The organism is Halomonas sp. IOP_31, assembly GCF_021151495.1.
GTDB lineage: Bacteria > Pseudomonadota > Gammaproteobacteria > Pseudomonadales > Halomonadaceae > Modicisalibacter > Modicisalibacter zincidurans.
In genome coordinates this window covers 18,127-37,939 of the sequence record NZ_JAIRBP010000002.1, presented here as the reverse complement: position 1 = coordinate 37,939, position 19,813 = coordinate 18,127, and the positions used below count along the sequence as shown (strand labels likewise).

Here is a 19,813-nt window from a genome sequence, read left to right as displayed (position 1 = left end):
GCGCTCATGCGCCCCTTGAATCGTGTCGGGTGCCGGCCACGCGGGCCAGCGCCTCGGCGTCCAGTCGTTGGCGGTCGACCTTGAGGTAAGCGACGCGTTCCTCGGGCACGACGAGTACGTCCTCGACGCCCGCCACGTCGGCGAAGCGGGCCATCAGCGTATCCAGAGCGTCGGCGGGATGCTCGTCCAGCGTCACGATCTCGCTGGACAGATGGCGCGGCGCGGGCATCTTCCAGATCACCGCCAGCCACACGGCACCCAGCAAGGCACCGCCCAGGAACACTGCATCATACCCGAAACGCTGCGACAGGGCCCCACCCAGCACCCCACCCAGGAAGGCGCCGAGGAACTGGCTGGTGGAGTAGACGCCCATTGCGGTGCCCTTGGCGCCCGCCGGAGCGAGCTTGCTGATCATCGATGGCAGGGTCGCCTCGAGCAGATTGAAGGCGACGAAGAAGGCCCACAGCAGGCCGATCAGCGTCCAGCGCTGGTGGCCGAGCTCGCCGAGCGCCAGCAGCACCAGCGTCATGCCCGCCACCGCGCCGATGAAGGTCGACTTCATGCGCCGGCGTTTCTCGGCGACGATCACCAGCGGCACCATGCCGACGAAGGCCAGGCCCATCACCGCCAGATAGACCCAGCCCTGGCTGGCCGCCTCGATGCCCACGTTGACCAGCCGGAACGGCACGGCAACGAACGCTGCGGTGAGGATCGTATGCAGCGCGAAGATCGAGAAATCCAGTCTCAGCAGGCTGGAGCTGGTCAGCGTGATGCGCAACTGCTGACGGTCGAGGCCGACGTCCTGGTGGCGCGCCACCCGCGGCGCCGCCGGAACCAGCCGCCAGAGTACCAGCAGGCTCGCCAGGGCGAGCACGGCAGTCAACCAGAACACGCTGGTCAGGCCGAACTGGGCGGCCATCAGCGGGCCCACGACCATGGCGATGGCAAACGCCACGCCGATCGACAGGCCGATGGTGGCCATCGCCGCGGTACGGATCTCCTCGCGGGTCTGATCGGCGAGCAGCGCCATGATCGCCCCGGCCACCGCGCCACTGCCCTGCAGGCAACGGCCGACGATCACCGTGGCGATCGAATCCGCCTCGGCGGCGATCACGCTGCCCAGCGCGAACAGCAGCAGGCCGCCGGCGATCACCACCTTGCGACCGATACGATCGGACAGCAACCCGAAGGGGATCTGGAAAATGGCCTGGGTCAGGCCGTAGGCGCCCAGCGCCAGGCCCACCAGCAGCGGCGTCGCGCCGGCGAGGTCTTCGGCGTACAGCGCCAGCACCGGCAGCACCATGAACAGGCCGAGCATGCGCGTGGCGTAAAGCCCGGCGAGCCCGGAGATGGCGCGGCGCTCAGAGGTCAACAGTCGAGCAGTCATGGCAGGTCGCAGTCTGGGTGAACGGGAAGGAAAACAGCGTGCGAGTTGCGTCGACCGGCAGCGGTCGCGCGCCTCGACTATTCTACCGGTTCGCCCGTCGTCGGGAAAAGCCGCGGGCCATCTAGCGACAGCGGTTTGCTCGCTGCGCGTTTTGCCGGGCCTTCGCTCGACGCCGTATAATCGCTCTTTTGCGCGCTTACGAGGTGGCAATGGACAAGATTCAGGTCCGTGGGGCCCGCACCCACAACCTCCAGAACATCGATGTCGAACTGCCGCGCGACCGGTTGATCGTGGTCACCGGGCTGTCCGGCTCGGGCAAGTCGTCGCTGGCCTTCGACACGCTCTACGCGGAGGGTCAGCGGCGCTACGTCGAATCGCTGTCCACCTACGCGCGCCAGTTCCTGTCGATGATGGAAAAGCCCGACGTCGATCATATCGAGGGGCTGTCGCCGGCGATCTCGATCGAGCAGAAGTCGACCTCGCACAATCCGCGCTCGACGGTCGGCACCATCACCGAGATCTACGACTACCTGCGCTTGCTGTTCGCCCGCGCCGGGACGCCGCGCTGCCCCGAGCACGACATCGATCTCGAGGCGCAGACCGTCTCGCAGATGGTCGACCAGGTGCTGACGCTGCCCCAAGCCAGCAAGCTGATGCTGCTGGCGCCGGTGATCAAGGGCCGCAAGGGCGAGCACCTGCAACTGCTCGCCGAGCTGCGCGCCCAGGGCTACGTGCGCGCGCTGGTCGACGGCCAGGTCCATGAGTTCGACGAGATCCCGCCGCTGGACAAGAACAAGAAGCACGACATCAGCGTGGTGGTCGACCGCATCAAGGTGCGCGACGACCTGCAGCAGCGCCTCGCCGAATCGTTCGAGACCGCGCTGAATCTCGCCGACGGCATCGCCATCGTGCACTTTATGGACGGCGAGCGCGACGACATCACCTTCTCGGCGCGCTTCGCCTGCCCGGTGTGCGGCTATTCGATCGCCGAGCTCGAGCCACGGATGTTCTCGTTCAACAACCCGGCCGGCGCCTGCCCGACCTGCGACGGCCTGGGCAGCCAGCAGTATTTCGACGCCGACAAGCTGATCAGCCACCCCGACCTGTCGCTGGCCGAGGGCGTGATCAAGGGCTGGGATCGGCGCAGCGTCTACTATTTCAACCAGTTACAGGCCCTCGCCAAGCACTACCGCTTCAAGCCCGAGACGCCGTGGAACGAGTTGGCTCGCCACGAGCGCGAGATCGTCCTGCATGGCAGCGGCGACGACGACATCGCCTTCAGCTACGTCAACGACCGCGGCCGCAAGGTGACCCGCGAGCACCCGTTCGAGGGCGTGCTGCCCAACATGCAGCGGCGCTATCGCGAGACCGAATCGAGCATGGTCCGCGAGGACCTGGCCAAGTACCTGGCGGTACAGCCCTGCCCGACCTGTCACGGCAGCCGCCTGCGTCGCGAATCGCGCCACGTGTTCATCGACGATCACACCCTGCCGGAGATCGTGCGCTTCCCGATCGGCGACGCCTGGCGCTATTTCCAGGCGCTCGCGCTGCCCGGTCGCAAGGGCGAGATCGCCGCCAAGATCGTTCACGAGATCCAGGCCCGCCTGGAATTCCTGGTCAACGTCGGGCTCGACTATCTCAACCTCGAGCGTAGCGCCGAGACGCTGTCCGGCGGCGAGGCCCAGCGGATTCGTCTGGCCAGCCAGATCGGCGCCGGCCTGGTGGGGGTGATGTACATCCTCGACGAGCCGTCGATCGGCCTGCATCAGCGCGACAACGACCGCCTGCTCAAGACCCTCGAGCGGCTGCGCGACCTGGGCAATACGGTGATCGTCGTCGAGCACGACGAGGAGGCCATCCGCGCCGCCGATCACGTGCTCGACATCGGCCCCGGCGCCGGCGTCCACGGCGGGCGCATCGTCGCCCAGGGCACCCCGGGTGACATCGAGCAGTGCGGGGAGTCGCTGACCGGCCAGTACCTGGCCGGCACCCGGCGCATCGACGTGCCGCCCTATCGCATCCCTGGCCACCCCGACAAGGTCCTGCGACTGAGCGGCGCCCGCGGCAACAACCTGCAGAACGTCGATCTCGAACTGCCGCTGGGACTGTTCGTCTGCGTCACCGGGGTGTCGGGCTCGGGCAAGTCGACGCTGATCAACGCAACGCTGATGCCGATCGCCGCCCGCGAGCTCAACCGGGCCACCTCGCTGACCCCGGCGGCGTACGATCGCATCGAGGGGCTCGAGCGGCTCGACAAGATCATCGACATCGACCAAAGCCCGATCGGGCGCACGCCGCGCTCCAACCCGGCAACCTACACCGGCATCTTCACGCCGATCCGCGAGCTGTTCTCGGGCACCCAGGAGGCGCGTTCGCGGGGCTACAAGCCGGGCCGCTTCAGCTTCAACGTCAAGGGCGGGCGCTGCGAGGCGTGCCAGGGCGAAGGCATGATCAAGGTCGAGATGCACTTCTTGCCCGATATCTACGTGCCCTGCGACGTCTGCAAGGGCAAGCGCTACAACCGCGAGACCCTGGAGATTGCCTACAAGGGCAAGAACATCCATGAAGTCCTCGAGATGACCATCGAGGAGGCGCTGGCGTTCTTCAGCCCGGTCCCGGCGATCGCCCGGCGCCTGCAGACGCTGATGGACGTGGGGCTGTCCTACGTGCGCCTGGGCCAGAGCGCGACCACGCTGTCGGGCGGCGAGGCGCAGCGCGTCAAGCTGGCCCGCGAGCTGGCCAAACGCGATACCGGACAGACGCTGTACATCCTCGACGAGCCGACCACCGGGCTGCATTTCGAGGACATCCGCCAGTTGCTCGGCGTGCTGCACCGCCTGCGCGATCATGGCAATACCATCGTGGTGATCGAGCACAACCTCGACGTGATCAAGACCGCCGACTGGCTGATCGATCTCGGCCCCGAGGGCGGCTCCGGTGGTGGCCGGATCATCGCCGAGGGCACCCCGGAGCAGGTCGCCGAGCGCGAGGACTCGCACACCGGGCGCTTTCTCAAGCCGCTGCTGGAGAAGCGGGCAACGAGCCGCGAGCCGCGAGCCGCGAGCCGTGCGGAGAGCTGATCAGGCTCGAAGCCCGAAGCCCGAAGCCCGAAGCCCGAAGCCCGAAGCCCGAAGCCCGAAGCCCGAAGCCCGAAGCCCGAACGCAGCATAAAAGAAGACACCCCCGCAGCACAGCCACGGGGGTGCCTTCTTCAAGCTGCGGGAAGCGCAGCGACGCTCTTCACGCTTGCCGCTAAAAAAACCGGCTCCCTGAGGGAGCCGGTTTGGGTATCGCGAAGCGCGCCGAGGATCACTCCTCGCCGGCGGCTTCCTCGATGACCGGGCGGTCGAGGAGCTCGACGTAGGCCATCGGCGCGTTGTCGCCGGTGCGGTAGCCGCACTTGAGGATGCGCACGTAACCGCCGGGGCGGTTGACGTAGCGCGGACCCAGCTCGTTGAAGAGCTTGCCGACCGCATCCTTGGAGCGGGTACGGCTGAAGGCCAGGCGACGGTTGGCGACGCTGTCCTGCTTGGACAAGGTGATCAGCGGCTCGATGTGACGACGCAGTTCCTTGGCCTTGGGCAGGGTTGTCTTGATGACTTCGTGCTCGACCAGCGAGACGCACATGTTCTTGAACATGGCGTGGCGGTGCGAGCTGGTACGATTGAGGTGACGACCACTCTTACGATGACGCATGGTTGTGATTCCTTAACTGGAGCTCGAGTCGACGCTCACGCGGAGGCCTTGTCGTCCTTGAGGCTGGACGGCGGCCAGTTTTCCAGCCGCATGCCCAGAGACAGGCCGCGCGCTGCCAGGACGTCCTTGATCTCGTTCAGAGACTTCTTGCCGAGGTTGGGAGTCTTCAGAAGCTCGACTTCGGTACGCTGAATGAGATCGCCGATGTAATAGATATTCTCGGCCTTGAGGCAGTTGGCGCTGCGAACGGTCAACTCGAGATCGTCTACGGGGCGCAGCAAGATAGGATCGATATGATCCTGCTCCTCTTCAACTTCCTGTTCCTTGTCGGCTTCCAGATCGACGAACGCACCCAGCTGCTCCTGCAGGATGGTTGCGCTGCGACGGATCGCCTCTTCCGGATCCAGGGTGCCGTCGGTTTCCAGGTCGATGACCAGCTTGTCGAGGTCGGTGCGCTGTTCGACGCGCGCCGCTTCGACCGCATAGGAAACCCGACGTACGGGGCTGAAGGTCGCATCCAGCTGCAGGCGACCGATGGTGCGAGACTCGTCATCCGCGCCGGCACGAGTATCCGCGGGCTCATAGCCACGTCCACGCGCCACCTTGAGCTGCATCTTCAGCTCGGCGCCTTCGTTGACGTGAGCGATCACGTGCTCGGGATTGACGATATCGACATCATGGTCGGTGGCGATGTCGCCGGCCGTGACGACACACGGGCCCTGCTTGTTCAGCGAGAGCACCGCTTCGTCGCGGCTGTGCATCTTGATCGCCACGTCCTTGAGGTTCAGGAGGATCTCGATGACATCTTCCTGGACCCCTTCGATCGCACTGTATTCGTGCTCAACACCGGCGATTTCCGCTTCCACCACGGCACAGCCGGGCATGGAAGACAGCAGGATGCGACGTAGAGCATTCCCCAGGGTGTGACCGAAACCGCGCTCGAACGGCTCGAGCACGATCTTCGCGTGGTGCGCGTTGATCTCTTCGACCTTGATATCGCGAGGACGGAGAAACTCTGTCACTGAACGCTGCATATGAACACCTTTCAGGCTGCCAAACGGATACTCGGTACTCGGAGCCGGGCGCGCGGCGCGCTCCCGGCATCACGCGTGGGACGCTGATTACTTCGAGTACAGCTCGACGATCAGGTTTTCGTTGATGTCGGCAGACAGGTCGCCGCGTTCCGGGACAGCCTTGAAAGTGCCTTCCATCTTCTTCGAATCGACATCGATCCAGGTCACGTCGCCGCGCTGACCGGACAATTGCAGGGCGTGCTGGATACGCGCCTGGTTCTTGGCCTTTTCACGCACGGTGACGACGTCGCCGGGACGGACCTGATAGGACGCCACGTTGACGCTGCGACCATTGACCGCGATCGCCTTGTGGCTGACCAACTGACGCGCCTCGGCACGCGTGGAGCCGAAGCCCATGCGGTAGACGACGTTGTCCAGTCGGGATTCGAGCAGTTGCAGCAACAACTCGCCGGTCGCGCCCTTCATGCGGGCCGCTTCCTTGTAGTAGTTGCGGAACTGGTTCTCGAGCACGCCGTAGATACGACGCACTTTCTGCTTCTCGCGAAGCTGCAAGCCGTAGTCGGAAAGACGCTGACGGCGCTGGCCGTGCACACCCGGGATCTGCTCGGATTTGCACTTCTTCTCGAAGGGAGTGACACCGCTCTTGAGGAACAGGTCGGTGCCTTCACGACGAGACAGTTTGCACTTCGGTCCAATATAACGAGCCATGAGTCTGTCTCCTTAAACGCGGCGTTTCTTCGGCGGACGGCAGCCGTTGTGGGGAACGGGCGTCGCGTCGGTGATGCTCTGCACGCGGAAGCCGGCGGCATTCAATGCGCGCACGGCGGACTCACGGCCAGGACCGGGGCCCTTGACCAGCACGTCGACGTTTTTCACACCATACTCGGCTGCAGCAGTCGCTGCACGTTCGCTTGCCACTTGAGCAGCGAACGGGGTGCTCTTGCGAGAACCACGAAAACCCGAACCACCGGCAGTCGCCCAGGAGAGCGCGTTGCCCTGGCGGTCTGTGATCGTCACGATCGTGTTGTTAAAAGAGGCATGGATGTGGGCTACCGCATCCACTACCTGCTTTTTAACCTTTTTTCGGTTACTACGCGGGTTAGCCATGTTGATGTTTCTTCCTGTCTTAACGCCAGAACATGCGTTTTATTTGCGAATCGGTTTGCGCGGGCCCTTACGGGTACGCGCATTGGTCTTCGTGCGCTGGCCGCGCAGGGGAAGACCACGACGATGACGCAGACCACGATAGCAACCCAAGTCCATCAGACGCTTGATATTCAGCGTCGTGTCGCGACGAAGGTCACCTTCCACGGTGTACTTGCCGACCTCGGTACGCAACGCATCTACCTGCTCGGCAGACAGATCCTGCACCTTGGCGGTGGGTACGATGCCGACCGCGGCACAGATGTCCTGCGCGCGAGTACGGCCAATCCCGAAGATATAGGTCAGCGAGATCGCCGCATGCTTGTTGTCCGGGATATTGACGCCTGCAATACGGGCCATCAGCTTACTCCGAAATTTGAGCGGCTTGCTCGTTTGTTCATCTACAAAAGGCGCGAAAGCTTACACCTTTGTCCCTCCCGAGACAAGGGTGCAAGCCGGCGCCCGCTTTCGGTCAGCGTCAGGGATTGAATCAGCCCTGGCGCTGCTTGTGCCGCGGCTCGGTGCAGATGACGCGGACCGCGCCATTGCGCCGAATGATCTTGCAGTTACGGCACATTTTCTTGACGGAAGCTCGAACTTTCATCGTTCTCTCCATTGCGCGGTCGGCGTGCGCGCTCAGCGCATCAGGCCGCCGCTTCCGTAGCCTTTCAGGTTGGACTTCTTCATCACCGACTCGTACTGGTTCGACATCAGATGCGATTGAACCTGGGCCATGAAGTCCATGATGACCACCACCACGATCAGCAAGGAGGTTCCGCCGAAGAAGAACGGAACGTTCCAGGCAATGATCAGGAACTGCGGCATCAGGGAAACAGCGGTGATGTAGAGGGCACCGAACAACGTCAAGCGGGTCATGACCTTGTCGACGTAGCGAGCGGTCTGCTCGCCGGGGCGGATGCCCGGAAGAAACGCGCCTGACTTCTTGAGATTGTCAGCCACATCCTTGGGATTGAAGACCAGCGCTGTATAAAAGAAGCAGAAGAATACCACTGCCGCGGCGAAAAGCAATATGTACAGCGGCTGCCCCGGGCCCAGCGACTGCGAGATCACCTGCAACCACTCGAAGCCTTCGGCGGAGCCCATCCACTGTCCGATCGAGGCCGGAAACAGCAGGATGCTCGAGGCGAAAATCGCCGGAATGACACCGGCCATATTGACCTTGAGCGGCAAATAGCTGCTCTGCCCCGCATACATCTTGTTGCCGACCTGACGGCGAGGATAGTTCACCGTGATGCGGCGTTGGCCACGCTCGATGAACACCACGAAGGCCACGGTAGCGATCGCCAGCAGCGAGAGCGCCAACAGCGGCAGCACGTTCCAGGCGCCATCGTTGCGCGCCAGCTCGAAGGACTGCCCGATCGCGCCCGGCAACCCGGCGACGATGCCGGCGAAGATAAGCAGCGAAATGCCGTTGCCGATCCCCTTCTCGGTGATCTGCTCGCCCAGCCACATCAAAAACACCGCACCGGCGACGAACGACACGATCGCCGTGAAGTAGAAGCTGAAATCGCTGGTGTAGGTCACGCCCTGCCCGACCAGACCGACTGCCATGCCGGTCGCCTGAATCAACGCCAGCAACACGGTCCCGTAACGGGTGTACTGGCTGATCTTGCGCCGGCCGGCCTCACCTTCTTTCTTCAGCTGCTCAAGCTGAGGCGAGACCGCCGTCAGAAGCTGCATGATGATCGACGCGGAGATATATGGCATGATCCCCAACGCCAGAATGCTCATGCGCGACAGCGCACCCCCGGAGAACATGTTGAACATGCCCAGGATGGTGCCCTGGTTTTCCCTGAACAAGGCAGCGAGCTGGTCAGGATCGATACCGGGCACGGGGATATGGGCACCGATGCGATACACCACGATGGCGATGAACACGAAGCGCAAGCGCGCCCAGAGTTCACTCAAGCCGCTTCCCCCCATTGCCGGCATGTTTCCTGACTTAGCCATTTATTCCTCGACCTTGCCGCCGGCGGCTTCGATCGCGGCACGGGCACCCTTGGTGACCTTGAGTCCGCGCACGCTAACCGCCTTGTTCAGTTCGCCGGAAAGGATCACCTTCGCGAATCGCGTGGCGTCCTTGAGCACGTTGGCCTGCTTCAGCGTTTCCAGATCGACGATCTCGCCTTCGACCTTGGCCAGCTCGCCGAGACGCACTTCCTCGGAAACCAGCGACTTGGCCGACGTGAAGCCGAACTTGGGCAGCCGACGCTGAAGCGGCATCTGGCCACCCTCGAAGCCCGGCTTGACGCTGCCACCGGAACGAGATTTCTGGCCCTTGTGGCCACGACCGCCGGTCTTGCCCAGACCGGAGCCGATGCCACGACCGACACGCTTTTCGGCGTGCTTGGAACCCGGAGCCGGGCTCAGGCTATTGAGTTTCATGGATCACTCTCCCTCAACACGAACAAGGTAATTGACCTTGTTGACCATACCGCGTACGGCCGGGGTGTCTTCCAACTCGACGGTGTGCCCGATGCGGCGCAGCCCAAGCCCCTTCATGGTGGCCTTGTGCTTGTTCAGAACGCCGATGGTGCTGCGCACCTGAGTAACCTTGATCAAAGCTGCCATGGTGCCTTACCCCGCGATCTCTTCGACGGACAGGCCGCGCTTGGCGGCGATGTCGTCCGGTGACTGCATGGCGGAGAGACCGTTGATGGTCGCGCGCACCACGTTGACCGGATTGGTGGAGCCGTAGCACTTGGCCAGGACGTCATGGACGCCGGCCAGCTCGAGCACGGAGCGCATGGCACCGCCGGCGATGATCCCGGTACCTTCGGAAGCCGGCTGCATGAACACCTTGGAGGCGCCGTGACGGGCCTTCACCGGGTACTGCAGCGTGCTGCCACGCAGGTTGACCTTGACCATGTTGCGGCGCGCCTGGTCCATCGCCTTCTGGATCGCCACCGGCACTTCACGCGCCTTGCCGCGGCCGAAGCCGACCCGACCGTTGCCGTCACCGACGACGGTCAGCGCGGTGAAACCGAAGATGCGGCCGCCCTTGACCACTTTGGCGACACGGTTGACCTGCACCAGCTTCTCTTGCAGGTCGCCGCCTTTCTGTTCGATATTCGCCATCGTAAAACCCTTTAGAATTCCAGGCCGCCTTCACGTGCGGCATCGGCCAGCGCCTTGACGCGGCCGTGATACTTGAACCCGGCACGATCGAAGGCGACCTGAGTGATGCCCGCCTGCTTGGCGCGCTCGGCAATCAAGGCGCCCACCTTGGCAGCAGCATCGGCATTGCCGGTTCCGCCATCACGCAGCGTACTATCCAGCGTGGAGGCACTGGCCAGGACCTGGCCGCCATCCGGCGAGATGATCTGCGCGTAGATGTGGCGCGGCGTACGATTGACGCTCAGGCGATACACGCCCAGCTCGCGAATCTTGGCGCGAGCGCGGCGGGCACGACGGAGACGAGATTCTTTCTTCGCGTTCATAACCCTGCCTTACTTCTTCTTGGCTTCTTTGCGGCGGACAACTTCGTCGCCGTACCGAATCCCCTTGCCCTTGTAGGGCTCGGGCGGACGAAAGGCGCGAATTTCCGCTGCCACCTGGCCGAGCTGCTGCTTGCTCGCGCTCTTCAGCACGATGACGGTGTTCTTGGGCGTTTCCGCCGTAACACCCTCGGGCAGTGTGTATTCGACCGGGTGAGAGAAACCCAGTGTCAGGTTGAGCGTCTTGCCACTTGCCTGGGCACGGTAGCCGACGCCATTGATCTCGAGAGACTTGGTGAAGCCCTCGGTGACACCGGTGACCATGTTCTGGACCAGTGCACGTGTGGTGCCGACCATCGCCCAGCTCTTGGCGGACTCGCTCGGAGCGAAGGTCAGCTGACCCTGTTCCTGACCGATCACCACGTCGGGGTGAACGGTCATGCTCTGGGAGCCCTGACCGCCCTTGACGGTCAGCTGGGCGGCGTCGAGCTTGACCTCGACGCCACTCGGCAGTTTAACCGGATACTTGGCTACGCGGGACATTCGTCACTCCTAGAATACGGTGCAGATGACTTCACCACCGACACCGGCGCTGCGCGCTGCGCGATCGGTCATCACCCCGTTGGAGGTGGAAACGATCGCGACACCCAGGCCATCCGCGACTTTCGGCAGCTCGCCCTTGCCCTTGTAGATGCGCAGGGACGGCTTGGAAACGCGCTGGATGTGCTCGATGACCGGCTTGCCCTCGAAGTACTTGAGGGTCACCGACAGCTGCGGCTTGGCGCCTTCGGCAACCGCGAAGTCGCCGATGTAGCCCTCCTCCTTCAACACGCGGGCCACTTCGACCTTCAGCTTGGAGGACGGCATGGTGACCGCCTCCTTGGTAGCCATCTGCGCATTGCGGATACGGGTGAACATATCCGCCAGCGTATCTTGCATGCTCATTACATTACGCTCCTGATTCTTCGTGGCGTTACCAGCTGGACTTCTTGAGTCCGGGAACGTCGCCACGCATGGCTGCTTCGCGCAGTTTGTTGCGACCCAAGCCAAACTTGTTGTAGTAGCCGTGCGGCCGACCGGTGATGCGGCAGCGATTACGCTGACGGACCGGACTGGAATCGCGCGGCAACGACTGCAGCTTGAGCTGGGCGTCGAAGCGCTCTTCATCGGAAGCGTTGACGTCGTAGATTACAGCCTTGAGCTCGGCGCGCTTGGCGGCATATTTGGCCACCAACTCCGCGCGCTTCTGCTCACGCTCAATCATGCTTTTCTTTGCCATGATCCCACCCTTATTTCTTGAACGGGAAGTTCAGCGCGCTCAGCAGCGCACGGCCTTCATCATCGCTGTTGGCAGTGGTGGTGATGGTTACATCGAGACCACGAATCCGGTCGATCTTATCATACTCGAGCTCCGGAAAGATGATCTGCTCACGCACGCCCATTGAGTAGTTGCCACGGCCGTCGAAGGACTTCGGGTTGAGACCCCGGAAGTCGCGCACACGCGGGATAGCGATGTTCACCAGGCGATCGAGGAAGTCCCACATGCGCTCGCTGCGCAGGGTCACCTTGATCCCGATCGGCCAGCCTTCGCGGACTTTGAAACCCGCGATGGACTTGCGTGCCTTGGTGACCATCGGCTTCTGACCGGAGAGCTTCTCCAGGTCACCGATAGCGTTGTCGATCAGCTTCTTGTCGCTGGTCGCGTCACCGACACCCATGTTGAGGGTCACCTTGGTGATCCGGGGTACCTGCATGACGTTGGCGTAGCTGAACTGCTCGCGGAGTTGAGCCACCACCTCGTTCTGATAACGTTCTTTCAAGTTCGCCATTTTGCCATCCGACTCGCGTTAGGCGTCGATCTGCTTTTGCGTCGACTTGTAGATACGTACCTTGGTACCGTCTTCCGACATCTGGAAGCCGACGCGATCCGCTTTGCCGGTCTCCGCATTGAAGATGGCCACATTGGACGCGTGAATCGAAGCCTCGCGCTCGACGATACCCCCCTGGTTGCCCAGCATGGGGTTGGGCTTGGTGTGACGTTTGATCATGTTCACATCCGACACGACATAGCGGTCGTTATCGAGAACGCGCTTGATCTTGCCACGTTTGCCCTTGTCCTTGCCGGCAATGACGATTACTTCGTCGTCACGTTTGATCTTTTGCATATCCGCCTCGCTCCTTACAGCACTTCAGGCGCTAAGGAAATGATCTTCATGAACTTCTCGGTACGCAGTTCACGAGTGACCGGCCCGAAGATACGGGTACCGACCGGCTGTTCGTTGGTGTTGTTCAACAGAACCGCCGCATTTCCATCGAAGCGGATCAGCGAACCGTCGTTGCGACGGACGCCACTGCGGGTGCGGACCACGACCGCTTTCATGACCTGGCCTTTCTTGACCTTGCCACGCGGAATGGCCTCTTTCACCGTTACCTTGATGATGTCACCCACGCGGGCGTAGCGACGGTGCGAACCGCCCAACACCTTGATGCACTGCACCCGGCGCGCGCCGCTGTTGTCGGCGACATCCAGCATTGTCTGAGTCTGAATCATCGGTTTTCTCCAAACCTAATCTGACTGCACTGGTTCCGAAAGGCGCGAGCCGATCAGCCCTTGGCCTGCTCAACGACCTCAACCAGCGTCCAGGCCTTCTTCTTGGACAGCGGCCGGCATTCCTCGATGGATACCGTGTCGCCGGCCTTGGCCTGGTTCGCCTCGTCGTGGGCGTGCAGCTTGGTGGAGCGCTTCATGTACTTGCCGTAGATCGGATGGCGTTCACGACGCTCGATCATCACGACAATCGACTTGTCCATCTTGTCGCTCACCACCGTTCCGGTGAGCGTACGGGCTTTCTTTGCTTCGGCCATCTCAGTCACCTGCCTTCTCGTTGAGCACCGTCTTCACGCGGGCAATATCCCGGCGCACCTGCTTGAGCAGATGGGTCTGGCTCAACTGGCCGGTGGCCTTCTGCATACGCAGGTTGAACTGCTCGCGGAGGAGTTCGAAAAGCTGCTCCTGCAGCGCTTCGACCGATTTTTCACGAATTTCCTGGGCTTTCATCACATCACCGTCCGTTTCACAAAGGTGGTCGAGACCGGGAATTTCTGAGCCGCCAGCGAGAAGGCTTCACGCGCCAGCTCCTCCGGGACCCCTTCGATCTCGTAGAGCACCTTGCCGGGCTGGATCTGCGCGACCCAGTACTCGACGGAGCCCTTGCCCTTACCCATCCGGACTTCCAGCGGCTTTTTGGTCACTGGCTTGTCCGGAAAGACCCGGATCCAGATCTTGCCGCCACGCTTGACGTGGCGCGTGATCGCACGCCGACCGGCTTCGATCTGGCGAGCGGTGACGCGACCGCGACCCGTCGCCTTGAGGCCGTATTCGCCGAAACTCACCTTGCTTCCGCGGTGTGCCAGGCCACGATTGCGGCCCTTCATCACCTTGCGGAATTTCGTACGCTTGGGTTGCAACATCGATTACATCTCCCCTTACTTGGAACCTTTCTTCTTGGGCGCAGCCTGAGCCTGTTGCTTCTGCTTGGCACGCACCTCTTCGATGCCCCCGAGGATTTCACCCTTGAAGATCCACACCTTGACGCCGATGACGCCGTAGGTGGTGTGGGCTTCGTAGGTCGCGTAATCGATGTCCGCACGCAGGGTGTGCAGCGGCACACGGCCTTCGCGATACCATTCGGTACGCGCGATTTCCGCACCACCAAGACGCCCTGACAGCTGGATCTTGATGCCGCCGGCGCCCAGGCGCATGGCGTTCTGTACGGCGCGCTTCATGGCACGACGGAACATCACCCGGCGCTCGAGCTGGCCGCACACGTTCTGCGCGACGAGCTGGGCGTCGAGTTCCGGCTTGCGGACTTCCTCGATGTTGACGTGTACCGGCACGCCCATCATCGCGGTGACGTCGCGGCGCAGCCGGTCGACATCTTCGCCCTTCTTGCCGATCACGATGCCCGGACGGGCAGTGTGAATGGTGATACGAGCGTTGTTCGCGGGGCGCTCGATGGTGATGCGGCTCACGGAGGCGTTCTTCAAACGCTGTTCCAGGAAGCTGCGCACTTCGAGATCGCTGTTCAGCTTGTCGGCATAAGCACCGCGTTCGGCGTACCAGACCGAAGTATGGTCCTTGACGATACCCAGCCGAATACCTGTCGGATTTACTTTCTGACCCATCTGGTCGACTCCTACTTCTCGGCTACCTTGACGGTGATGTGGCATGTGCGCTTCAAGATGCGATCCGCACGGCCCTTGGCGCGCGGCTGGATGCGCTTGAGCGTCATGCCCTCATCGACACAGATGGTCGAGACACGCAGCTCGTCGATGTCCATGCCGTTGTTTTCTTCCGCGTTCGCAATGGCGGACTGAAGCGTCTTCTTGACCAGCTTGGCAGCCTTCTTCGGCGAGAAGGTCAGCAGGTCAATCGCTTCGGCGACCGGCTTACCGCGCACCTGGTCAGCCACCAAACGGGCCTTCTGGGCGGATAAACGAGCGCCACGCAGCTTAGCTGTGACTTCCATCTCTAATCCCTCTCTGGCTTACCGTTTGGCTTTCCTGTCCGCCGCATGGCCGCGATAGGTGCGGGTAGCAGCGAATTCGCCCAGCTTGTGGCCAACCATTTCCTCGGAGACGTGCACCGGGACGTGTTGGCGACCGTTATGGACTGCAATGGTGAGCCCGACCATGTTGGGCAGGATCATCGAACGACGCGACCAGGTCTTGATCGGTTTGCGGTCGTTCTTTTCCACTGCAGTCTCAACCTTCTTCAACAGATGAAGGTCAATAAATGGACCTTTCTTCAGTGAACGTGGCACAGCCGTTACCTCTTGATGTCTTGGCGTTGGATCTTATTTCCGGGCCTTGCGGCGACGGACGATCAGCTTGTCGGTGCGCTTGTTCTTGCGGGTCTTGTGGCCCTTGGTGGGAACGCCCCACGGGCTGACCGGATGACGGCCGCCACTGCTGCGGCCTTCACCGCCGCCGTGCGGGTGGTCCACCGGGTTCATCGCGACACCGCGAACGGTCGGGCGCACACCGCGCCAGCGCTTGGCACCGGCCTTGCCGAGTTGACGGAGGCTGTGCTCTGAGTTGCTCACCTCACCGAGTGTCGCGCGGCATTCCGCCAGCACCTTGCGCATCTCGCCGGAGCGCAGACGCAGGGTGGCGTAGTTGCTCTCGCGAGCGACCAGCTGGGCGCTGGCACCGGCACTGCGTGCCAACTGCGCGCCCTTGCCGGGCTTGAGCTCGATGCAATGAACGGTGGAACCCAGCGGGATGTTGCGCAGCGGCAGCGTGTTGCCACGCTTGATCGGCGCATTGACCCCGGATTCCAGCTGATCGCCCGCGCTCACGCCCTTGGGCGCGATCACGTAGCGACGCTCGCCGTCCAGATATTTCAGCAGCGCGATGTGAGCACTGCGATTGGGATCGTACTCGAGGCGCTCGACGATGGCGGGAACGCCATCCTTGTTGCGCTTGAAGTCGATCTGGCGATAATGCTGACGATGGCCGCCGCCCACGTGACGCGTGGTGATGCGGCCATGGTTGTTACGCCCGCCGGACTTCGACTGCTTCTCGAGCAGCGGCGCGTACGGCCGGCCCTTGTAGAGCTCGTCGTTGACGACCTTTACCAGGTGGCGACGACCGGCGGATGTGGGTTTGGTCTTAACTACTGCCATGATCCGTACTCCTGCCCTTATTCGGCGCCAGAGAAGTCTTCGAGGGTCTCGCCCGCGGCCAGCGTTACGTAGGCCTTGCGGTAGCCCTTGCGCAGGCCCGTGCCATTCTGGGTGCGCTTGGTCTTGCCCTTCACGTTGAGGACCTGCACGCGCTCGACCTGCTTGCCGAAGAGCGCCTGAACGGCCTTCTTGATCTCCGGCTTGGTCGCGTCACTGGCCACCTTGAACACGTACTGGTTGTTCTCGGCGGCGAAGGCGGCCTTCTCGGTCACGTGCGGTCCGAGCAGAACCTTGAATACACGTTCCTGGTTCATGCCAGCTTCTCCTCGAATTTGCGCAGAGCGGAGACGGTGACCAGCACCTTGTCGAAGGCGACCAGGCTCACCGGATCGGCAGCGGGGACGTCGACCACATCCACGTTGGGAATGTTGCGAGCGGCCAGATAGAGCTTCTCGTCGATGTCGTCGCTGACGATCAGCACTTTTTCGAGACCCAGCTCGCCCAGCTTGGCCACCAACTGCTTGGTCTTGGGCGTCTCGACGGCGAACTCCTCGACCACCACCAGGCGTTCCTGACGGATCAGCTCGGAGAGGATCGAACGCATCGCCGCGCGGTACATCTTGCGGTTGACCTTCTGGGTGTAGTCCTGGGGACGTGCCGCAAAGGTCACACCGCCGCTACGCCACAGCGGCGAGCGGATGGTACCGGCGCGTGCGCGACCGGTGCCTTTCTGGCGCCACGGCTTCTTGCCGCCGCCACGCACGTCGGAACGGGTCTTCTGAGCGCGGGTGCCCTGACGGCCCGCCGCCAGATAGGCGGTGACCACCTGGTGGACCAGCGCTTCGTTGAATTCTTTGCCAAAGGTTGCGTCGGCGACTTCGACAGTACCGGCGCTTGCACCTGCAAGATTCAGATTCATCGGTAGTTACCCCTCAGCGAGCTTTCACGGCTGTGCGAACGATCACGTCGCCGCCCGGCGCACCAGGAACGGCGCCCTTGATCAGCAGCAGGTTGCGTTCGGCATCGACACGGACGATTTCCAGGCTCTGGACGGTAGTCCGGGCGTTGCCCATCTGACCGGCCATCTTCTTGCCCTTGAAAACGCGCCCCGGGGTCTGGCACTGGCCGATGGAGCCGGGTGCCCGATGGGACAGGGAGTTGCCGTGGGTCATGTCCTGGGTGCGGAAGTTCCAGCGCTTGACGGCGCCCTGGAAGCCCTTGCCCTTGGAGGTGCCGGTCACGTCGACCTTCTGACCAGCTTCAAAGAGGGATACGGTGATTTCGCCGCCCACTTGCGGAGCTTGCTCGCCTTCGGCAAGACGGAACTCCATCAATGAACGACCGGCCTCGATGCCTGCCTTGGCGAACTGGCCTGCGGCCGCCTTGGTCAGATGCTTGGCCTTGCGGGAACCGGTTGTCACCTGCACCGCGTTGTAACCGTCGCTTTCGACGGTCTTGACACAGGTCACGCGGTTAGGCTCAACCTCGATAACGGTTACGGGCACGGATGCGCCATCTTCGGTGAAGACGCGGGTCATACCGCTCTTCTTACCGACCAAACCGATAGTCATGTTCAGTCTCCTATAGTGTACGGGGCTATCACCCGCTATGGCTGCCCTTTCCAGAGCATTCCACTAGCACGTTGTATGACGCCATCACGGCGTGGCGGCTGCTGCTGATACGGTGTGACCAGCGCTGGGCCGCAGTGACTAGTGTGGTATCAATCGAGCTTGATTTGGACGTCCACGCCGGCGGCGAGGTCGAGTTTCATCAGCGCATCGACGGTCTTCTCCGTCGGCTCGACGATGTCGAGCACGCGCTTGTGAGTGCGAATCTCGTACTGGTCGCGCGCGTCTTTGTTGACGTGCGGCGAGATCAGCACCGTGTAGCGCTCACGGTTGGTCGGCAGCGGAATCGGGCCGTGCACCTGAGCCCCGGTCCGCTTCGCGGTATCCACGATCTCCTGGGCGGACTGGTCGATCAGGCGATGGTCGAATGCCTTCAGCCGAATGCGAATCTTCTGGTTCTGCATTAGCCCTAAACTCCAATGGATGTCGACGGCGCGAGCCGTCTACCCACGCATTTAAAGGATGCGCATTATAGGCATGCAACTTCCCAGAGTCAAACGGGAAAGCCAACATGCGCAGAAAAGGGGGCTCCTTGCGGAGCCCCCTTCAATCATCAGCAGTCCGAGACTTACTTGACGATCTTGGCGACGACGCCGGCGCCCACGGTACGACCGCCTTCGCGAACCGCGAAGCGCAGGCCGTCTTCCATGGCGATCGGCGCGATCAGCGTGACGGTCATCTGCACGTTGTCGCCCGGCATGACCATCTCGACGCCTTCCGGCAGTTCACAGGTTCCGGTCACATCGGTGGTCCGGAAGTAGAACTGCGGACGATAGCCCTTGAAGAACGGGGTATGGCGACCGCCTTCTTCCTTGGACAGCACGTAGACTTCGGCTTCGAAGACGGTGTGCGGGTTGATGCTGCCCGGCTTGGCCAGGACCTGGCCACGCTCGACGTCGTCACGCTTGGTGCCACGCAGCAGGGCACCGATGTTCTCGCCGGCACGCCCTTCGTCGAGCAGCTTGCGGAACATCTCGACACCGGTAACGGTGGTCTTGACGGTGTCCTTGAGACCGACGATCTCGACTTCCTCGCCGCTCTTGACGATGCCGCGCTCGACGCGACCGGTCACCACGGTACCGCGACCGGAGATCGAGAACACGTCCTCGATCGGCATCAAAAACGGCTGGTCGATGGCACGCTCCGGCTCCGGGATGTACTCGTCGAGGGACTTGATCAGGTTGGCAACGGCGGTGGTGCCCATGCCGTTGTCGTCCTTGCCGTCGAGCGCCATCAGCGCGGAACCGATGATGATCGGCGTGTCGTCGCCCGGGAAGTCGTACTCGGAGAGCAGTTCGCGCACTTCCATCTCGACCAGCTCGAGCAGCTCTTCGTCGTCGACCATGTCGGCCTTGTTCAGGAACACGACGATGTACGGCACGCCGACCTGACGCGACAGCAGGATGTGCTCGCGGGTCTGCGGCATCGGGCCGTCAGCGGCGGAACAGACCAGGATCGCGCCGTCCATCTGCGCAGCACCGGTGATCATGTTCTTGACGTAGTCGGCGTGTCCCGGGCAGTCGACGTGGGCGTAGTGACGCGTCTCGGATTGATACTCGACGTGCGCGGTCGAGATGGTGATACCACGCTCACGCTCTTCGGGAGCGTTGTCGATGGTATCGAAGGCGCGCCAGTCGCCACCGAACACCTCGGCGGAAACACGAGTGAGAGCCGCAGTCAGCGTGGTCTTGCCGTGGTCGACGTGACCGATGGTGCCGACGTTGATATGCGGTTTGGAACGCTCAAATTTTTCCTTAGCCACTGCTATAACCTCTTTACG

General features: G+C 62.5%; 31 protein-coding genes. 1 reads left to right on the top strand and 30 read right to left on the bottom strand.

Annotated features, from left to right (window positions below):
• Positions 1 to 4 precede the first annotated feature (4 nt).
• Positions 5 to 1,387 carry an MFS transporter gene (locus tag K7I12_RS01895; RefSeq protein WP_031384753.1) on the bottom strand — a complete coding sequence of 461 codons (1,383 nt, stop codon included), beginning with the start codon at positions 1,385 to 1,387 and terminating at the stop codon, positions 5 to 7.
• A gap of 209 nt (positions 1,388 to 1,596) precedes the next feature.
• On the opposite strand from K7I12_RS01895, the gene uvrA reads away from it, so the two are divergent.
• Positions 1,597 to 4,467 (top strand): excinuclease ABC subunit UvrA, encoded by a 2,871-nt coding sequence (gene uvrA, locus K7I12_RS01890; protein ID WP_031384754.1) that lies wholly within the window; start codon positions 1,597 to 1,599, stop codon positions 4,465 to 4,467.
• Between the two features lie 229 nt (positions 4,468 to 4,696).
• Here uvrA and rplQ read toward each other — a convergent pair whose 3' ends face one another.
• The 29 genes from rplQ to tuf all read right to left on the bottom strand — a co-directional run bounded on the left by rplQ (position 4,697) and on the right by tuf (position 19,795).
• The gene (rplQ, locus tag K7I12_RS01885) at positions 4,697 to 5,083 is read right to left on the bottom strand and encodes a 50S ribosomal protein L17 (protein WP_031384755.1); all 387 of its coding nucleotides are present in this window, start codon (positions 5,081 to 5,083) and stop codon (positions 4,697 to 4,699) included.
• A gap of 35 nt (positions 5,084 to 5,118) precedes the next feature.
• Positions 5,119 to 6,117 carry a DNA-directed RNA polymerase subunit alpha gene (locus tag K7I12_RS01880; protein ID WP_031384756.1) on the bottom strand — a complete coding sequence of 333 codons (999 nt, stop codon included), beginning with the start codon at positions 6,115 to 6,117 and terminating at the stop codon, positions 5,119 to 5,121.
• 87 nt (positions 6,118 to 6,204) lie between these two features.
• Positions 6,205 to 6,825 (bottom strand): 30S ribosomal protein S4, encoded by a 621-nt coding sequence (gene rpsD, locus K7I12_RS01875; RefSeq protein ID WP_031384757.1) that lies wholly within the window; start codon positions 6,823 to 6,825, stop codon positions 6,205 to 6,207.
• Positions 6,826 to 6,837: 12 nt separating this feature from the next.
• Entirely contained in the window at positions 6,838 to 7,224 is a 387-nt protein-coding gene (gene rpsK, locus K7I12_RS01870; RefSeq protein WP_011505752.1) for a 30S ribosomal protein S11, read from the bottom strand.
• 39 nt (positions 7,225 to 7,263) lie between these two features.
• Complete coding sequence (gene rpsM / locus K7I12_RS01865) at positions 7,264 to 7,620, bottom strand: 30S ribosomal protein S13 (protein ID WP_031384758.1); 357 nt, start codon at positions 7,618 to 7,620, stop codon at positions 7,264 to 7,266.
• 130 nt (positions 7,621 to 7,750) lie between these two features.
• Positions 7,751 to 7,864 (bottom strand): 50S ribosomal protein L36, encoded by a 114-nt coding sequence (rpmJ, locus tag K7I12_RS01860; RefSeq protein ID WP_031384759.1) that lies wholly within the window; start codon positions 7,862 to 7,864, stop codon positions 7,751 to 7,753.
• Positions 7,865 to 7,896: 32 nt separating this feature from the next.
• Entirely contained in the window at positions 7,897 to 9,231 is a 1,335-nt protein-coding gene (gene secY, locus K7I12_RS01855; protein ID WP_031384760.1) for a preprotein translocase subunit SecY, read from the bottom strand.
• On the bottom strand, positions 9,232 to 9,666 hold the full coding sequence (rplO, locus tag K7I12_RS01850; RefSeq protein WP_031384761.1) for a 50S ribosomal protein L15: 435 nt from the start codon (positions 9,664 to 9,666) through the stop codon (positions 9,232 to 9,234). It abuts the gene before it with no gap.
• 3 nt (positions 9,667 to 9,669) lie between these two features.
• The gene (rpmD, locus tag K7I12_RS01845; RefSeq protein ID WP_136066462.1) at positions 9,670 to 9,852 is read right to left on the bottom strand and encodes a 50S ribosomal protein L30; all 183 of its coding nucleotides are present in this window, start codon (positions 9,850 to 9,852) and stop codon (positions 9,670 to 9,672) included.
• Positions 9,853 to 9,858: 6 nt separating this feature from the next.
• Positions 9,859 to 10,359, bottom strand: a complete 501-nt coding sequence (gene rpsE / locus K7I12_RS01840) for a 30S ribosomal protein S5 (RefSeq protein WP_031384763.1) — start codon at positions 10,357 to 10,359, stop codon at positions 9,859 to 9,861.
• A gap of 11 nt (positions 10,360 to 10,370) precedes the next feature.
• Positions 10,371 to 10,721, bottom strand: a complete 351-nt coding sequence (gene rplR / locus K7I12_RS01835; RefSeq protein ID WP_231662825.1) for a 50S ribosomal protein L18 — start codon at positions 10,719 to 10,721, stop codon at positions 10,371 to 10,373.
• Between the two features lie 9 nt (positions 10,722 to 10,730).
• Entirely contained in the window at positions 10,731 to 11,261 is a 531-nt protein-coding gene (gene rplF, locus K7I12_RS01830; protein ID WP_231662824.1) for a 50S ribosomal protein L6, read from the bottom strand.
• A 9-nt stretch (positions 11,262 to 11,270) separates the two neighbouring features.
• Positions 11,271 to 11,663: a 30S ribosomal protein S8 gene (gene rpsH / locus K7I12_RS01825; protein ID WP_231662823.1), complete on the bottom strand. Its 393-nt coding sequence runs from the start codon at positions 11,661 to 11,663 to the stop codon at positions 11,271 to 11,273.
• Positions 11,664 to 11,691: 28 nt separating this feature from the next.
• Positions 11,692 to 11,997, bottom strand: a complete 306-nt coding sequence (gene rpsN / locus K7I12_RS01820) for a 30S ribosomal protein S14 (RefSeq protein ID WP_231662822.1) — start codon at positions 11,995 to 11,997, stop codon at positions 11,692 to 11,694.
• Positions 11,998 to 12,007: 10 nt separating this feature from the next.
• Complete coding sequence (rplE, locus tag K7I12_RS01815; RefSeq protein ID WP_031384768.1) at positions 12,008 to 12,547, bottom strand: 50S ribosomal protein L5; 540 nt, start codon at positions 12,545 to 12,547, stop codon at positions 12,008 to 12,010.
• Positions 12,548 to 12,565: 18 nt separating this feature from the next.
• On the bottom strand, positions 12,566 to 12,883 hold the full coding sequence (gene rplX / locus K7I12_RS01810) for a 50S ribosomal protein L24 (RefSeq protein WP_031384769.1): 318 nt from the start codon (positions 12,881 to 12,883) through the stop codon (positions 12,566 to 12,568).
• Positions 12,884 to 12,897: 14 nt separating this feature from the next.
• Positions 12,898 to 13,269, bottom strand: a complete 372-nt coding sequence (rplN, locus tag K7I12_RS01805) for a 50S ribosomal protein L14 (RefSeq protein ID WP_031384770.1) — start codon at positions 13,267 to 13,269, stop codon at positions 12,898 to 12,900.
• Between the two features lie 53 nt (positions 13,270 to 13,322).
• A complete protein-coding gene (gene rpsQ, locus K7I12_RS01800; protein ID WP_031384771.1) occupies positions 13,323 to 13,583 on the bottom strand; it encodes a 30S ribosomal protein S17 in 261 nt (86 codons plus the stop codon).
• A 1-nt stretch (position 13,584) separates the two neighbouring features.
• Positions 13,585 to 13,776, bottom strand: a complete 192-nt coding sequence (gene rpmC / locus K7I12_RS01795; RefSeq protein ID WP_019020535.1) for a 50S ribosomal protein L29 — start codon at positions 13,774 to 13,776, stop codon at positions 13,585 to 13,587.
• Complete coding sequence (gene rplP, locus K7I12_RS01790; protein ID WP_031384772.1) at positions 13,776 to 14,189, bottom strand: 50S ribosomal protein L16; 414 nt, start codon at positions 14,187 to 14,189, stop codon at positions 13,776 to 13,778. The genes rpmC and rplP overlap by 1 nt, the downstream gene beginning before the upstream one ends.
• A 15-nt stretch (positions 14,190 to 14,204) precedes the next feature.
• On the bottom strand, positions 14,205 to 14,903 hold the full coding sequence (gene rpsC / locus K7I12_RS01785; RefSeq protein ID WP_031384773.1) for a 30S ribosomal protein S3: 699 nt from the start codon (positions 14,901 to 14,903) through the stop codon (positions 14,205 to 14,207).
• 11 nt (positions 14,904 to 14,914) lie between these two features.
• Positions 14,915 to 15,247 carry a 50S ribosomal protein L22 gene (gene rplV / locus K7I12_RS01780; RefSeq protein ID WP_031384774.1) on the bottom strand — a complete coding sequence of 111 codons (333 nt, stop codon included), beginning with the start codon at positions 15,245 to 15,247 and terminating at the stop codon, positions 14,915 to 14,917.
• An 18-nt stretch (positions 15,248 to 15,265) separates the two neighbouring features.
• The gene (gene rpsS, locus K7I12_RS01775; RefSeq protein WP_031384775.1) at positions 15,266 to 15,541 is read right to left on the bottom strand and encodes a 30S ribosomal protein S19; all 276 of its coding nucleotides are present in this window, start codon (positions 15,539 to 15,541) and stop codon (positions 15,266 to 15,268) included.
• Positions 15,542 to 15,574: 33 nt separating this feature from the next.
• The gene (gene rplB, locus K7I12_RS01770; protein ID WP_031384776.1) at positions 15,575 to 16,405 is read right to left on the bottom strand and encodes a 50S ribosomal protein L2; all 831 of its coding nucleotides are present in this window, start codon (positions 16,403 to 16,405) and stop codon (positions 15,575 to 15,577) included.
• 17 nt (positions 16,406 to 16,422) lie between these two features.
• Complete coding sequence (gene rplW, locus K7I12_RS01765; protein WP_031384777.1) at positions 16,423 to 16,719, bottom strand: 50S ribosomal protein L23; 297 nt, start codon at positions 16,717 to 16,719, stop codon at positions 16,423 to 16,425.
• Entirely contained in the window at positions 16,716 to 17,324 is a 609-nt protein-coding gene (gene rplD, locus K7I12_RS01760) for a 50S ribosomal protein L4 (protein ID WP_031384778.1), read from the bottom strand. The genes rplW and rplD overlap by 4 nt, the downstream gene beginning before the upstream one ends.
• 13 nt (positions 17,325 to 17,337) lie before the next feature.
• Positions 17,338 to 17,976, bottom strand: a complete 639-nt coding sequence (gene rplC, locus K7I12_RS01755) for a 50S ribosomal protein L3 (protein WP_031384779.1) — start codon at positions 17,974 to 17,976, stop codon at positions 17,338 to 17,340.
• Between the two features lie 149 nt (positions 17,977 to 18,125).
• Positions 18,126 to 18,437, bottom strand: a complete 312-nt coding sequence (rpsJ, locus tag K7I12_RS01750; protein ID WP_031384780.1) for a 30S ribosomal protein S10 — start codon at positions 18,435 to 18,437, stop codon at positions 18,126 to 18,128.
• A 164-nt stretch (positions 18,438 to 18,601) separates the two neighbouring features.
• Complete coding sequence (gene tuf, locus K7I12_RS01745; RefSeq protein WP_031384781.1) at positions 18,602 to 19,795, bottom strand: elongation factor Tu; 1,194 nt, start codon at positions 19,793 to 19,795, stop codon at positions 18,602 to 18,604.
• Positions 19,796 to 19,813 lie beyond the last annotated feature (18 nt).